15 protein-coding genes are annotated in these 13876 nt (G+C 61.3%); 13 read left to right on the top strand and 2 right to left on the bottom strand.

Annotated features, from left to right (window positions below; translation table 11 throughout):
• Nucleotides 1-76: 76 nt before the first annotated feature.
• Nucleotides 77-1459 (top strand): GntP family permease, encoded by a 1383-nt coding sequence (locus P775_RS14415; RefSeq protein WP_099911636.1) that lies wholly within the window; start codon nucleotides 77-79, stop codon nucleotides 1457-1459.
• 83 nt (nucleotides 1460-1542) lie between these two features.
• Here P775_RS14415 and P775_RS14410 read toward each other — a convergent pair whose 3' ends face one another.
• Nucleotides 1543-2208, bottom strand: a complete 666-nt coding sequence (locus P775_RS14410) for a flavin reductase family protein (RefSeq protein ID WP_099911635.1) — start codon at nucleotides 2206-2208, stop codon at nucleotides 1543-1545.
• Nucleotides 2205-2894, bottom strand: coding sequence for a GntR family transcriptional regulator (locus P775_RS14405; RefSeq protein WP_099911681.1), 690 nt, complete (start codon nucleotides 2892-2894; stop codon nucleotides 2205-2207). The genes P775_RS14410 and P775_RS14405 overlap by 4 nt, the downstream gene beginning before the upstream one ends.
• Before the next feature lie 439 nt (nucleotides 2895-3333).
• Here P775_RS14405 and P775_RS28535 point away from each other — a divergent pair, with 439 nt between their 5' ends.
• From P775_RS28535 to P775_RS14350, 12 genes are all read left to right on the top strand, one after another.
• A complete protein-coding gene (locus P775_RS28535) occupies nucleotides 3334-3498 on the top strand; it encodes a hypothetical protein (RefSeq protein ID WP_218967702.1) in 165 nt (54 codons plus the stop codon).
• Between the two features lie 213 nt (nucleotides 3499-3711).
• Nucleotides 3712-3882: a hypothetical protein gene (locus tag P775_RS28105; protein WP_180287447.1), complete on the top strand. Its 171-nt coding sequence runs from the start codon at nucleotides 3712-3714 to the stop codon at nucleotides 3880-3882.
• A gap of 262 nt (nucleotides 3883-4144) precedes the next feature.
• The gene (locus tag P775_RS14400) at nucleotides 4145-5158 is read left to right on the top strand and encodes a LacI family DNA-binding transcriptional regulator (protein WP_099911634.1); all 1014 of its coding nucleotides are present in this window, start codon (nucleotides 4145-4147) and stop codon (nucleotides 5156-5158) included.
• Between the two features lie 66 nt (nucleotides 5159-5224).
• Nucleotides 5225-5893 carry an amino acid ABC transporter permease gene (locus P775_RS14395; RefSeq protein ID WP_099911633.1) on the top strand — a complete coding sequence of 223 codons (669 nt, stop codon included), beginning with the start codon at nucleotides 5225-5227 and terminating at the stop codon, nucleotides 5891-5893.
• A gap of 1 nt (nucleotide 5894) precedes the next feature.
• Nucleotides 5895-6551, top strand: coding sequence for an amino acid ABC transporter permease (locus P775_RS14390; protein ID WP_099911632.1), 657 nt, complete (start codon nucleotides 5895-5897; stop codon nucleotides 6549-6551).
• Nucleotides 6552-6572: 21 nt separating this feature from the next.
• Nucleotides 6573-7370 (top strand): transporter substrate-binding domain-containing protein, encoded by a 798-nt coding sequence (locus P775_RS14385; protein ID WP_099911631.1) that lies wholly within the window; start codon nucleotides 6573-6575, stop codon nucleotides 7368-7370.
• 50 nt (nucleotides 7371-7420) lie between these two features.
• A complete protein-coding gene (locus P775_RS14380; protein WP_099911630.1) occupies nucleotides 7421-8155 on the top strand; it encodes an amino acid ABC transporter ATP-binding protein in 735 nt (244 codons plus the stop codon).
• On the top strand, nucleotides 8152-9072 hold the full coding sequence (locus tag P775_RS14375; RefSeq protein ID WP_099911629.1) for a 2-hydroxyacid dehydrogenase: 921 nt from the start codon (nucleotides 8152-8154) through the stop codon (nucleotides 9070-9072). The genes P775_RS14380 and P775_RS14375 overlap by 4 nt, the downstream gene beginning before the upstream one ends.
• Before the next feature lies 1 nt (nucleotide 9073).
• Nucleotides 9074-10012, top strand: coding sequence for a sugar kinase (locus tag P775_RS14370; RefSeq protein WP_099911628.1), 939 nt, complete (start codon nucleotides 9074-9076; stop codon nucleotides 10010-10012).
• Entirely contained in the window at nucleotides 10009-10731 is a 723-nt protein-coding gene (locus tag P775_RS14365; protein ID WP_099911627.1) for a fumarylacetoacetate hydrolase family protein, read from the top strand. The genes P775_RS14370 and P775_RS14365 overlap by 4 nt, the downstream gene beginning before the upstream one ends.
• Before the next feature lie 488 nt (nucleotides 10732-11219).
• Nucleotides 11220-12128, top strand: coding sequence for a hypothetical protein (locus tag P775_RS14360; RefSeq protein ID WP_099911626.1), 909 nt, complete (start codon nucleotides 11220-11222; stop codon nucleotides 12126-12128).
• 940 nt (nucleotides 12129-13068) lie between these two features.
• Complete coding sequence (locus tag P775_RS14350; RefSeq protein ID WP_099911624.1) at nucleotides 13069-13851, top strand: ParB/RepB/Spo0J family partition protein; 783 nt, start codon at nucleotides 13069-13071, stop codon at nucleotides 13849-13851.
• Nucleotides 13852-13876: the final 25 nt, after the last annotated feature.

The following is a 13876-nucleotide window of genomic DNA, read 5'->3' as shown; positions in this document are numbered from 1 at the left end:
TGATCACATCCTGCCGATATCATCCGAAGTCGCCCACGGCCAAACTGCGGGTGCAGGCGGGGAAATGGGAGGAACCATGGGACTGATCGGAATTTTTCTATCGCTCGGGCTGCTGATGTATCTGGCCTATCGCGGAATCAACGTGTTGATCCTCGCGCCGATACTGGCGCTTCTGGCGGCGGTAATGGCGGGGGGATTGCCGCTGTTTGCGACCTATACGCAGGTGTTCATGCCTGCATTGGGGAACTATCTGCTGAAATTCTTTCCGCTGTTCCTGCTGGGGGCGATCTTTGGCAAGCTGATGGCGGATTCGGGATCGGCGCGGACCATCGCGGAATGGTTCACGGAAAAGATGGGATCTGGTCAGTCGATCGCTGCGGTGGTGCTGGCCTGCGGGGTGCTGACCTATGGCGGCGTGTCGTTGTTTGTGGTGGCCTTTGCGGTCTATCCCATTGCCAATGCGCTGTTTCGCCGATCTGACACGCCCAAGCGGCTGCTGCCGGCGGCGCTGGCGCTGGGGTCCTTCACCTTTACCATGACCGCCTTTCCGGGCACGCCGGCAATCCAGAACGCGATCCCCATGCCCTATTTCGGCACGACGCCTTTTGCAGCGCCGTTTTATGGCACGGCGTCGGGGCTGGGCATGATGGTTTTTGGCATTCTCTGGCTCAACCGGCGGCGCGCGTCGGCGAATGGCGCAGGCGAAGGCTATGGCGATCATGCCAAGACGGGTGAGGACGCCGAACTGGCGGATCGTGCGCTGCCCTCGATTCTGGTCGCGCTTGCGCCGGTGATAACGGTGATCGTGCTGAATGCCGTTTTCACCTATCTAGTGATCCCGGCGATGGATGCGTCCTATCTGCAGGAGGAGAAATATGGCGGCATCACGCTGGGGGATGTGCAGGGAATCTGGGCGATCATCGCATCGCTTGTGATTTCGATCTTGCTGTGTACCGCGCTGAACTGGTCGCGCTTTGTCGATCTGATGGACAGCTACAACAAGGGCACGATGGGATCGCTGCTGCCGGTGTTCAACACCGCGTCGGAGGTTGGCTATGGCGCGGTCATCGCCTCGCTTCCAGCCTTTGCGGTGATCCGCGATGCGGTGCTGGGCATTTCACCCAATCCGCTGATTTCGGCGGCAGTGGCGACCAACGTGCTGGCGGGCATCACCGGGTCAGCGTCAGGCGGGATGTCGATTGCGCTGGCCACACTGGGCGAACAGTTCATGGCAAACGCGCAGGCCGCCGGGATTGATCCAGAGATCATGCACCGCGTTGTGGCGCTGTCCTCTGGCGGGTTCGACGCGCTGCCGCACAATGGCGCGGTCATCACGCTGCTGGCGATCACCGGGCTGACCCACAGGCAAAGCTATGGCGACATCTTTGTGGTGGCGGTCCTTATTCCGTTTGCGCTGACGGTGGCGGTCATTGTCGCAGCGTCGGTTTCGGTGTTCTGAAAAGCGCTGGTTTTGCGCAAAAGGCCGGTTTTGCGTAACAGGCTGGGGGCGTGCCGCCCCCAGCGCAAGCCAGAGCCTGAGGCCTATCCCTGCTTGATATCCGGCAGGTCCAGACTGCGCAGCACCTCTTCTGCGGAGGGGGTGGGCCAGTCGAAGTAATCGAGGGTTCCGGCATAGCCGTTGCCCCCCATGCGCCCGATAGCATCCAGACGCGCATGGTCGGAATAATGGGTGGCGGGGTCCATGATATCTGTGCGCACATGGGCCATGACGATGCGACCTAAGATGATTTCGCGCGCCGAGCTGATCGAGATCCCCATGTAGCGTTCACATTCAAAGGCCACGGGCGCCTCGGCGATGCGTGGGCAGGCGACCTTGACCCCCGGTGCGGCGGTGAGGCCGGCCATCTGCAGTTCGTCCACCTCGGGGGCGAAACCAGCGGCGGTGACGGCCATTGCCCTCACATTGGCGCGATCGACGATGTTGACGGTAAAACATTCCGTCATGCGGATGTTATAGGCGGTGTCCTTGAAAGCGCGGTCCGGCTTGTTCTCGACACCCAGCGCGAGGATCGGTGGATCAGCGGAGAGGCAGTTGAAGAACGAATAGGGCGCGGCATTCACCACCCCGTCTGCAGAGACCGTGGTGACCCAGGCAATCGGGCGGGGCACAATGGTGCCGATCATCACCTTGTAGGCGTCGCGCGGGCTGAGCGTGGAAAAATCCAGCTCGTGATGGGTTTGGCTCATGTGATGAATTCCTTTGCGTAATGTGACAGGATCGACTGGAGGCTGTCGGCTCTGGGTGCCAGTTCGGCCCGGTCTGCCACCGCACCAAGGTGGTGGCCCATGATGTCGATGGCGCGGGCGTGATCGCCGCTGCGGATCGCTTCGATGATCTGGGAATGTTCGTCCACTGCACAGTCGGAGGAATGCCTGCGGGCATACATCGACAGGATGAGCGAACAGCGCAACACCACCTCGCGCACATAGCGGGCCAGCACCTCGTTCCCGGTCAGTTCGGCCAGCAGAATGTGGAATTCGCCCGCCAGTCTGATCGAAACCGGGCCATCTTTGCCGCGTGCGACCTTTTCACTGCGCACATGCGCCTGAAGCTGATCGTACCCGGAGAGGGGCATGCGGTCGCAAAGCATGCGGATCACCTCGTTTTCAAGACAGCGGCGTGCCTCGAAGATCTGCCGTGCCTCTTCGCGTGTGGGTTCGGCGACAAAGGCGCCCCGGTTGCGGCGGGTGATCACCAGCCCTTCGTTTTCAAGGCGGACAAGCGCATGGCGCACGATGGTGCGGCTGACGCCGAACTGATTCCCCACCGTATCTTCGGGCAGGCGCATGCCGGGTTTCAGGGCCTGTTCGATGATCGCGCGGCGCAGCAGGTCATGCACCGCGTCGGTCAGGGTGGACTTGTCATCAGTCATGTCTGTCTTTGCCCATCGATTTCGCATCCAGCCTATTGCACGCATATTTTTCCGATAATTGGAGACAATTAACCCCATAAACCGTATCTCGTCGGGCATGCCCGTCACATCGTATCCAATCTTGACGATTCTGAAATACAATTTTGATGGATAGAGAGACAGAGATGCAAATAAGAAGAATTCTGCTTGCATCAGTCGCATCGCAATCCGTTCACGGCTGAGGATATGCTTGCCGCACTTACCCGGGTCAGTGAGGCGGCATCGCCGATGCACCAGCGACCCAAGGCCATGGCGGTAACGCAGGACTTTACCGAGATGTCGCTGTTTGCCGACAACACGCCGCGGCCGTGGTTCGCGCTGCTCGTCGGGGTCGGGGCCACGCGGGTTCACTGCCCTCTGGTGTCGGCCCGCCATGGGGGATGCCGGACAGCTTTGCCAAATGCCGCGCCATGGGGTCAACATTGGCCTTGGCACGGACATCTTTCCTGTCGAGTTGATCCTGAACAAACAGCGCGGCATGAGGAGCGCGCATCTGGTGGATGGGATGGAAGCGGTTCGGTCCGAGAGCGTGTTCGCCGCTAGGCTGGGCGGGCGAGGGTTCTGAACCGGGCCGATCTGGAGCGGCTTGGGCGGGCTGACATCTCGGCGGTTGACCTGAGCCTGACCTTGCAGACATCCGATCCGGTGCAGACGCTGAGGACCGCAGCCTCTGGTCGTTATGTGCGCGACGTCTGTACCGACGGGCGGCGGGTGATGCAGGACGGGGTGATCGCCTGCGTGAAGAAAAGCGTGGATACGGCGGTGCGAGATTATGGGGATGCTCGGCGAAAGCGGGGCGGGCAAGTCGATGACCGGCATGGCGATGACCGGCATGGCGATGCTGGGCCTGATGGAACGGGCAGGGCGGAGCCCCGGTGGGTCAATCCATTTGTCGGGCGCGCCGGATTGCCGGGCTGGACGACCGCGCCATGCAGAGGTCCGGGGATGAGGTTCCGGCGCGTGTGGGTGCGCTGCTGCGTATTGTGGGGCGCGTGGTCCGCTTTGGCGCCCTTTTGAGCGGCACCCTGCGCTGTGGGATGGCTTTGCAAAGCTGTGTTTGCAAACTGAGCAAACGACTTTGCCCCTTTGGCGAGCGGGTTTGCAATTTGCAAAAATGGGCAAGCCCTGCGGGACGCACCTGTTTTCCGTATCACTCAGATCGTAGGCTCTATATCTGCAATATCTTGAGACAGAGCGGAGAGGCAGAGCGCATGAAACACAAGAAGGTCACCTTGGGCGAAATTGCGCGGGTTGCGGGTGTGTCGCGTGCCACCGTGTCGCTGGTGGTGCGCAAATCCCCGCTGGTGGCGGACCGCACGCGCACGAAAGTCGAGCAGGTGATGGCCGATCTTGACTATGTGCGAGACATCGGAGCCGCGCGGCTGCGCAACAACAGCAGCCGCACCATCGGGGTCATCGTGCCGAACCTTCTGAATTCGTTCTTCACCGAATTCCTGTCAGGTGCGGAGCGGGTGATGCGCGAAGATGACCGCGTGGTGTTGCTGGCCAACAGCCATGATGACACGTCCCGGCAGAATGACATTCTGCAGCGGTTCCGGGGGCATGGTGTCGATGGCGTCATCCTGTGCCCGGCAGAGGGCACGCAGCCCGAGCTTTTGACGCGGATACAGGGCTGGGGCTTGCCGATGGTGCAATCGCTGCGCGAGGTCGGGCGGGACCTGACCGATTATGCCGGTGCGGATTACATCGAAGGTGTGCGGCTGGCGGTGCAGCATCTGGTCGGGCAGGGCCATCACCGCATTGCGTTCCTGTCCGTTACGGCGCGGACCTCGGCACGTGAGGAACGCCGCAACGGCTTTGCCCGCGCGCTGGCCGAGACCGGCGCCGAAGATGCCGGCACGGTGGAGGCCGAACTGACCTGGGACGGGGCTGCGGGTTCAGCGGCCAAGGTGCTGGCGCTGCCGGGGCGGCCGACGGCGGTCCTGTGTTTCAACGACATTCTTGCGGCAGGTCTGATGCTGGGTCTGCGCCGCGCGGGCAGGGAGCCGGGCGTCGACATTGCCATCGTTGGTCTGGACGATCTTCCGCTGGCGCAGCTGACCTATCCGTCGCTGACCAGCGTTGCCATGCTGCCCGAACAGATCGGCGCCCTGGCCGCGCGATTGCTGGTCCGCCGGCTTGTGGACAGGGCGGCGCCGATCGCAAGGTCCATCGTCGCGCCCGCGCTGATGATCCGGCAGAGCAGCTGCAAGAAAGCGGATTGACTTTCTGTACGGTAAAATTTAGATCGATCTAAATTGATATAATTATGCAGACGCAGGGGAGGGCCGATGTATAACTTCAACTTCCAGCCCGTTTTCGAAAATCTTGATCTGCTGGGCTATGGTGCCCTGTTGACGATCCGTATGTCGCTGATCGCGATGGTGCTGGGGCTGATCGTGTCGATGCTGGGGGCGGTGGCCAAGACATCAGGCATCCGACCTTTGCGCTGGCTTGTGGATGTCTATGTTGAGGTGATCCGCAACACGCCGTTCCTGATCCAGATCTTCTTTATCTTCTTCGGCCTTCCGGCGGTCGGCATTTCGATGTCGCCCGACACCGCTGCCATCGTCGCGCTGGTGATCAATGTCGGCGCCTACGGAACCGAGATCATTCGCGCGGGGATCGAATCCATTCCCGGCGGGCAGATCGAGGCCGGCAAGGCGCTGGGGCTGAGCCCGGTGCAGATTTTCCGTTATGTTGTGGTGAAACCTGCGCTGCGCAACATCTACCCGTCGCTGACCAGCCAGTTCATCTATCTCATGCTGACCTCCAGTGTGGTGTCGGTTATTTCGGCCAACGACCTCGCCTCGGCCGGGGCGGACCTGAACGCACGGACCTTTGCGAGCTTTGAGATCTATCTGGTGCTGACGGTCATGTATTTCCTGCTGGCGCTGGGTTTTTCGACGCTGTTCGCCGCAATCCGTCGCAATTTCTTCTCCTATCCGGCGAGCCGCTGACATGATCCGTGAATTCACATCTGCAGAAGTCCTGTTCATCGTCATGGCTGTGCGCTGGACGCTGATCCTGTCGGCCATCGCCTTTCTGGGGGGGGCGCTTGGCGGGTTGCTGATTGCGCTGACGCGGACCTCAGCCAGCAAGGGGCTGCGCCGCATGGCCGCGGGGTTCATCCAGGTGTTTCAGGGCACGCCGCTGCTGATGCAGCTGTTTCTGGTCTACTTTGGCCTTGCCGTTGTCGGCCTGCCCATCAATCCGCTGCTGGCGGCGGCCGTCGCGCTGACCCTGCATGCCAGCGCCTATCTGGGAGAGATCTGGCGCGGCGCGATTGAGGCGGTGCCTTCGGGGCAGTCCGAGGCGGCTTCGGCTCTGTCGCTGTCCTACCGTGACCGGATGCGGCATGTGGTTCTGCCGCAGGCGCTGCGGCTGGCCATCGCGCCGACGGTCGGCTTTCTTGTTCAGTTGATCAAGGGCACGTCACTGGCGTCGATCATCGGCTTTACCGAGCTGACCCGCGCCGGTCAGATCATCAACAATGCGACCTTCCAGCCGTTTCTGGTCTTTGGCACGGTCGCGGCCCTGTATTTCATCCTGTGCTGGCCGCTGTCGCTGCTGGCCCGGCACATGGAAGCCCGGATGCGTCGTGCAATCACGCGCTGAAACCTCAAGGAGGAGGATACCATGAACCTGAACCGTCGATTGTTTACGACCCTTGCCGCCAGCGCGCTGGCCGCGAGCCTTACTGCCCCTGCGATGGCTGCCGATCTGGCCGCCATCGAAAGTGCCGGCACCGTCAAGATCGGCATGCTGGTCGATTTCCCGCCCTTCGGCATCACCGACATGTCGGGCAATCCCGACGGGTATGATGCCGATGTCGCCAAGGCGCTGGCAGAGTCCATGGGTGTGACCGCCCAGATCGTGCCCGTGACCGGCCCGAACCGCATCCCCTATCTGCTGTCCGGGCAGGTCGATGTGCTGGTTGCCTCGCTTGGCATCACGGCCGAACGCGCAGAGAAGGTTGATTTTTCGAACCCTTATGCGGGGATTTCCATCGCTGTCTATGGGGACAGTGGCCTTGACGTGGCGGACAAGGCGGGGCTGTCCGGGCAGTCAATTTCCGTCGCGCGCGCATCGACCCAAGACACCGGTGTCACGGCCGTTGCGCCCGAGGGCACCGATATCATGCGCTTTGACGATGATGCGACCGCCGTTCAGGCGTTGATGTCGGGTCAGGTCAAGCTGATCGGCGCCTCCAACGTTGTGATGTCGCAGATTGCAGCGGCGACGGGAGATCGTTTCAACAAAAAGTTCGATCTGTCGAGCCAGGTGCAGGGGGTTGCGGTCGCGCCCGGATCTGACGCGCTGCTGGCCAAGATCAACGACTTTGTCGCCGAGGCCAAGAGCGACGGGACGCTGGATGCGATTCACGAAAAATGGCTCGGTGAGCCGCTGCCAGAATTTGTGAAAAATCCGAAGTGACGTAGTGCTGCCCGGCCGGTTTCGGCCGGGCACCTTTCAGGAAAGAGATCATGACCGAAAAAGCCATCATCATGCGCGCCGTCAACAAGTATTACGGGGCCTTTCACGCGCTGAAAGATATTGACCTGACGGTGGACCGCGGCGAGAGGATCGTCATCTGCGGCCCGTCCGGGTCGGGTAAATCGACACTGATCCGCACGATCAATCAGCTGGAGGCCATCGAATCCGGCACGATCATCGTGGATGAAATCGAATTGACGGCCGGCGGCGACAACGTGACCAAGGTGCGTCAGGATGTCGGGATGGTGTTCCAGTCCTTCAACCTGTTTCCGCATATGACGGTTCTGGAAAACTGCGTTCTGGCCCCGATGAAAAGCCGCAAGGTGTCCCGCACCGAGGCGGAGGCGACCGCGCGCCAATATCTGGAGCGCGTGAAGATCCCCGAACAGGCCGACAAATACCCCGCGCAGCTGTCCGGTGGTCAGCAGCAGCGCGTCGCGATCGCGCGTGCGTTGTGCATGAAGCCGCGCATCATGCTGTTTGACGAACCGACATCGGCGCTGGACCCGGAGATGGTCAAGGAAGTGCTGGACACGATGATCGATCTGGCCCGCGAAGGCATGACCATGCTTTGCGTCACCCATGAGATGGAGTTCGCCCGTGCTGTGGCCGACCGGGTGATCTTTATGGACAAGGGTGTGATCGTCGAGGAAAATGCGCCCGACGCCTTTTTCAACAATCCCGTCAATGAACGCTTGCAGAATTTCCTTGGGCAGATCGCATGACACGCCCAAGTGTTCTGGCCCTTGTCGATCTCAAGCCCGGCGAGATGATGGACCGGCTTTTGGCCGACTATGAGGTGCTGCGGGACATTGATGCGGCGGCTGATGTCGAAGTCGTGCTGACGGCCGGCAATCTTGGCCTGTCTGGCGCGCAGATTGCGAAATTGCCTGCGCTGAAACTGATCGCGGTCAATGGCGTTGGTGTCGATGCGGTGGATCTTACCGAGGCCGCTCGGCGCGGCATTGCGGTGACGACGACGCCCGATGTGCTGTCGCTGGCGGTGGCCGAGATGGGGCTGGGGCTGGCGCTGGCCTGCTCGAGGCGCATTGCAGAGGGGGACCGCTTTGTGCGCGCGGGCCGCTGGGCAGGGAAGGGCAAGCTGGGGCTTGGCACTTCTATGCTGGAAAAGCGCGCCGGGATCCTGGGGTATGGCCGGATCGGCCGAAGGCTGGCGGATCTGTTGCGCGGGATGGGCATGGAGGTGCTTTACACCGCCAGAACCGAAAAGCCGTACGCACCGGACACCTATCGCGCGGATGCGCTGAGCCTCGCGCGGGACTGTGATGTGCTTTTCGTCACGGCGGCGGGTGGGGCGCAAACGCGTGAACTGATCAATGGCGATGTGCTGGCCGCTTTGGGGGCGGACGGGATTGTCGTCAATGTTGCGCGCGGATCGGTGATGGATGCGGCTGCCCTGGCCGAGGCGCTGTCCTGTGGCGTGATCGCCGGGGCGGCGCTGGATGTGTTCGACGATGAACCCCATGTGCCGCAATGCCTGCTGGACGCGCCCAATTGTGTGCTGTCACCGCATATCGGTTCGGCCACGGCAGAGGCACGGCGCGCCATGGCGCAGCTGGTGCTGGACAACATCGGCGCCCATTTCGCCGGGCGCCCCCTGCCCACACCCTATGAGGTCTGACATGCGCTATCTTTCCATCGGCGAGCCGCTGGTTGAGTTCTCTGCCCGCGCCGATGCGCCGTCGACGTTCGAGCGGCGGGTCGGGGGGGATACGCTGAACACCGCAATCTATCTGGCCCGGCTGTCCGGGCCGGGGCAGGTGGGCTATCTGTCGTGTCTGGGGGATGACGCCCACAGCATCTGGTTGCGTCAGACCATCGCCGCCGAAGGGGTCGATGTGTCGCTGTTGGCGCAGCGCAGGGGCGCGCGGCCCGGACTCAGCTTTATTTCGACCGATGCGACGGGCGAGCGCAGCTTTGCCTATTGGCGCGAACAGGCGCCGTTTCGGCGGCATTTCGACGATGCCGCGCGCACTGTCGATCTGGCGCGCGCGGACCGGCTGTTCCTGTCAGCCGTTGCCCTGGCCGTTCTGACGCATGAGGGCCGCGAGACTTTGTTGCAGGCGCTGGCCGAACGGCGGGCGCAGGGCGCAGCGGTTATCTTTGACACCAATTATCGCCCCGCGCTGTGGCCGGATGTTGACACGGCGCGCGCGGTAATTGCGCGTGCGGCGAGTATCGCGACGATGCTTTTGCCCTCGCTGGACGATCTGTGCGCCTGCTTTGACGTGGCTCAGCCAGAGGCGGCAATGCAGCATCTGATGACCCTGAGCGAGGCCGAAATTGTACTGACGACCGGCGGCGGGTCCGTGCTGCATCGGGCAAGCGGCCGTGAGGCGGTGCACAGCCATGCCCTGCCACCTGCCGTGGACGCCGTGGACACCACCGGCGCGGGGGACAGCTTCAACGCCGCCTGGCTGATTGCCCGTGATCGCGGGCTTTCCGTCGGCGACAGCATCGCGCGCGCCGCCCGGCTGGCGACCGTGGTTGTGCGCCATCCCGGCGCGATCCTCCCTCTGGACGCGATGCCAGAGCTTTTCGTGAAAGAGAACGCCCGATGAGCTTTGTGCAATTTGATCCGCAGGCCGCAGGGCATATCCTTCTGGCCAGTTGGAATGGTGCGCCGCGACCGGAGGGGCTGACACCTACGGTGCCCGACACAACCGCTGCCTATGCCGTGCAAGAGGCAGTGCTGCAAGGTCTTGGGGATCCAGGTGGTGTCTGGAAACTTGCCCTTCTGGGCGGAACAACGCGCGAGACCGCTGTCCTGCCGCGACGCGCGTTGCACATCTCCGGAACGTCGCTGACCCTGCCGTCGGACACCGCCATCGAGGTCGAGACCGCGCTGGTGCTGGCCGGTGATCCTGCGGATAGCACGCCGATCGACGCGATTGCCGAGGTGCGTCTGGCGTTCGAGCTGATCGCCCCGCGCTTTGCCCCCGGTGCGGCGGTATCGCCCCTGGACAAGATGGCAGATGGCTTCAGTTCTGCCGCGATTGTCCTTGGGGACGTGCTGGCGGACTGGCGCGCCGGTCTGCCTGACCAATTGGGGATTGTGCTATCGCTTGAGGGGGTGCCGGTGCTTGCGCCGGAAACTGCCGCGCCGCTGGACGAAGCGCTCGATTTCCTTGACTGGCTGTCGCGCCATGCCCGCGCGCAGGGGCGCCCGCTTAGACGCGGGGATGTGGTCATCACCGGTGCGCGGATCGGCCCGCTCCCGCTGAACGGGGCGCAGCATGTCCAAGCCTGCGTGATGGGCGCGACTGTGACCTTGGGCTGAACAGGTCTGGCCTGGCGCCGCGATATCAGGGGAATGGCACACTGCCGACGGCGCAAGCCTTCGCGACTGTGCGGCTTTATGTCGTTGGTCGTGATCAAGTTTGCGTTTCGTCAGAATTATCGTGTTGCAATGGCACTGCGCTTAACCTTGCAAACCAAGGTAAATGGCGGAGAGACAGGGAAACTACCCCTTATACTATAACCAACTGAAATTGAACGGTAAATCCAGATTACGTTGTCCATATTGGTGTGTTGTCACTTATGTACCACGCAGTTTGCGCGAGTGCGGGAATAGTTGCAAGCTACTGGCTGAACTCTATCTTGCACAAACGCTGTGTGTCTCACCTGCCACGAGCTGGGAGAGTTCACATACCTGCTGTACGACAATCGCCATGTCGTTAGTCTGCCCATAGTGCTGTAAGCAAGAACAGGGGCAACAGATGGGCATAGGGCATCCCTGTGGTGTGAAGCCAAAGACAGGGGAAATTCATGGGTAAACTCAAGGCGCGATTTCTACCTGAAGGCGGCTTCAGTAAGAATGGAGCATTCATCGAGTATGAGAGAGATGCCCCGAGCGGCAATGAGACGGAATACCAGCGACAAAGCCACCTGACGCTGGACATCACCTGCACGGACTTCAAGCTCGGAATGAGCTTTGGGGTTGTGTCTGAATACGATGAAGTTGCAGAGCGGAAACACACGCGATCAGTCAGCGCGAATGGAACGATACAGCCCGCTCGCTGGGGTCAATATTCCCTTTCCTTTTTGGGCGAGAAGGGCAGTACCCGCGAAGTAGCGATCAGCATCCGCGAAAACACTGAAGGCGAGGCGGTAACGCTTTCAGGTGTGAACATGGAAGGCGACCTCGACCTTGATGACAGCCATTACTTCTTCCTTGAGCTACAGGTGCATTCAGAGCGGTTCTCGGCACTCCTCCAAGAACTCTCAACACCGGGCGCAATGCTCCACATCAGTGTACGTGCAGACCGTTTCCTCGACTTCTACGCTGAGTGGTCGCCTTCGATCAGTGAAGGACGGGTGATCAAATTCCTAGATAGCAAACGAGATGTGGAAAATGCAGACGAGATCCCGGAGGACTTCTGGCGGACGCCTGAGTTCCAGCGTGAGTTGATATCCGACCCAGACATGCCACCCGTGAAGGTTAGTGTTGGGCGTCCCCTGCAGCCATTACTTCGCTCCTCAGACCCGGCAGAAGATTACCATAGTGACGAGGACGCGGATGATGACGCGCCAGCTCCAAGTTTACAGCAGGTGCCTTCACCAGTCTCCGATCCTATCCCGGCGCTCGAAGAGCTTTCCAAGCGAGTTCGCCGTGGGACGTTCTGGGTCGGCATTTGGCTGGCATTGATCTTCGCGGCTCTTCTCTTGCAGGCATGAGCATGGACAACGGGACGACATGGGACATGGGCGGGACGACACGGGGGACAGCGCGGCAGTCTTTGCGGTCAAGGTCGAAATGCTGGAGCAACAGCTTGAACGTGAGCGGGGCACTGTGGAGGACCTCAGGAGACGCTTGGACAGGGCCGAGGGGAGGGTCTTTGCGCTGTCAGCTCCCTCACCTGCCAGAGGACAGCAGAGAGGGCCACAGAGGCGGCTGTGGGAGCGTGTGAGGGGCCTGTGGGAATGAAGGAAGCGATACGGCGCTGGTGGAATGGTGTTTACGAGGAGGAGCAGGAGCCGCCTCTGACTACATGGAGGTTTCCAAGACTAGCCTCCGCAGCACGGAGATAACATCCCCCAACGTGGACAGTATCCACATTAGCTTCCCGACCCGTGGTGTGCCCTGCGGGAATAAGGGACAGAAAGGGGTCTCGATAATTAAAACCCCTCGCGGAATTCGGCCCACCTATGGAACGTCAGCAAGTGTGAAATCCCTAGGGCGTGTACTACACGGATTAGCTCACCAAACATCGCTAGTACCGACGTTCAGCTCCAAAAGCTAAGTTGAACTTAGGTCTTTGCTGGAGTGATAGGCATGGCCCGACGTGGCGGGGTGGCCCATCGCAAGAGTAGTCTTCCCACTACCCTGAGCTGGTGATCCTCCTCTCGGCTCTTGTGGTCTTCCCATGATGCTACAGCTCATCAGGGGCCACCATTAGGAGCAAGTGTGCTTTGTGGACGAGGAGCGGCCTGACGGGGTCGCAGAGGATCGCCCATGGTGCTGCTCCTGCTGGTCCGTGGTGGCACCTGTGGAAACGCTAAGGCGTGACCTCGGGTGTCGCTGGAGTGGTCACATGGGTATGCAGCCTCAGGGTGTGCATTCTGCATAGGGCAAGGGACCGGCCAGCAACCTCAATCCAGACACTGGACCAACAAAATGACAACAGCAGAACAACGGCTTACGCGGTCTGCCCAGCGCACCGTGAAGCTAGACGACATCCACACCCGCCCCGACACTTTTCAGTACCGGGACAGGGAGTACGAGAACCACCACGTCGAAGAGATCGCGGACGTGCTGCAACGCAAGGGCCGAGTTGATCGGATCGACCTTTGGAAAGACCCTGAGAGCGGGGAACTGGTCGTGCTTGACGGGCATCACCGGCTAGAGGCCCACAGGCGAGTCGGCATGAGCAAGGTCCCGGCGGTGATCTTCGAGGGCGCAGAGGAAGCTGCCCGCCTCCATGCACTTCAGGAGAACGCCAAGGCCCGCCTGCCCATGACAGCGTCCGAGAAGAACAATGCCACTTGGCGGTTGGTGTGCCAAGTTCGCGATGACGGCGAGTACGTCTACAGCAAGAAGGCGCTGGTCAAGAACGCAGGGGCAGCGGACGGAACTGTTGGCAACATGCGGCGAACTCGAACCCGTCTTCTCGAAGCGGACAAGCCTTTGCCTGAGACATGGTGGGGTGCCCTAGCTGAGCTGAAGGACGCGGCAGGAAAGGACCTTACGGACGACGACCGGGACGCGATGATAGACGAACGCGCTCGGCGGCTGGATGACAGGGTCGGCAAAGACATCGCTAACATGGCAGAGATCCAGATCGAGGCCGTTATCAAGATGCTGGAAAAGCGACTTGGGCAGAAAACCCGCATCCTGGCCGACTGGTGGCGTGAAGACCTGGACGAAACGGACGGCGACCTGGAGGACTGCCCATTCTGACCGCGCTGTAAGACATGAGGCTCCA

Source organism: Puniceibacterium antarcticum (assembly GCF_002760615.1).
Taxonomy (GTDB): Bacteria; Pseudomonadota; Alphaproteobacteria; order Rhodobacterales; family Rhodobacteraceae; genus Puniceibacterium; species Puniceibacterium antarcticum.
This window is presented reverse-complemented; position numbering and strand designations above follow the sequence as displayed.

What these genes read in the sequence shown, in the direction of transcription:
- P775_RS14415 (WP_099911636.1), top strand. Translation starts at nt 77, where the DNA reads ATGGGACTGATCGGAATTTTTCTATCGCTCGGGCTGCTGATGTATCTG.
- P775_RS14410 (WP_099911635.1), bottom strand. Translation starts at nt 2,208, where the DNA reads ATGAGCCAAACCCATCACGAGCTGGATTTTTCCACGCTCAGCCCGCGC.
- P775_RS14405 (WP_099911681.1), bottom strand. Translation starts at nt 2,894, where the DNA reads ATGACTGATGACAAGTCCACCCTGACCGACGCGGTGCATGACCTGCTG.
- P775_RS28535 (WP_218967702.1), top strand. Translation starts at nt 3,334, where the DNA reads ATGCCGCGCCATGGGGTCAACATTGGCCTTGGCACGGACATCTTTCCT.
- P775_RS28105 (WP_180287447.1), top strand. Translation starts at nt 3,712, where the DNA reads ATGCTCGGCGAAAGCGGGGCGGGCAAGTCGATGACCGGCATGGCGATG.
- P775_RS14400 (WP_099911634.1), top strand. Translation starts at nt 4,145, where the DNA reads ATGAAACACAAGAAGGTCACCTTGGGCGAAATTGCGCGGGTTGCGGGT.
- P775_RS14395 (WP_099911633.1), top strand. Translation starts at nt 5,225, where the DNA reads ATGTATAACTTCAACTTCCAGCCCGTTTTCGAAAATCTTGATCTGCTG.
- P775_RS14390 (WP_099911632.1), top strand. Translation starts at nt 5,895, where the DNA reads ATGATCCGTGAATTCACATCTGCAGAAGTCCTGTTCATCGTCATGGCT.
- P775_RS14385 (WP_099911631.1), top strand. Translation starts at nt 6,573, where the DNA reads ATGAACCTGAACCGTCGATTGTTTACGACCCTTGCCGCCAGCGCGCTG.
- P775_RS14380 (WP_099911630.1), top strand. Translation starts at nt 7,421, where the DNA reads ATGACCGAAAAAGCCATCATCATGCGCGCCGTCAACAAGTATTACGGG.
- P775_RS14375 (WP_099911629.1), top strand. Translation starts at nt 8,152, where the DNA reads ATGACACGCCCAAGTGTTCTGGCCCTTGTCGATCTCAAGCCCGGCGAG.
- P775_RS14370 (WP_099911628.1), top strand. Translation starts at nt 9,074, where the DNA reads ATGCGCTATCTTTCCATCGGCGAGCCGCTGGTTGAGTTCTCTGCCCGC.
- P775_RS14365 (WP_099911627.1), top strand. Translation starts at nt 10,009, where the DNA reads ATGAGCTTTGTGCAATTTGATCCGCAGGCCGCAGGGCATATCCTTCTG.
- P775_RS14360 (WP_099911626.1), top strand. Translation starts at nt 11,220, where the DNA reads ATGGGTAAACTCAAGGCGCGATTTCTACCTGAAGGCGGCTTCAGTAAG.
- P775_RS14350 (WP_099911624.1), top strand. Translation starts at nt 13,069, where the DNA reads ATGACAACAGCAGAACAACGGCTTACGCGGTCTGCCCAGCGCACCGTG.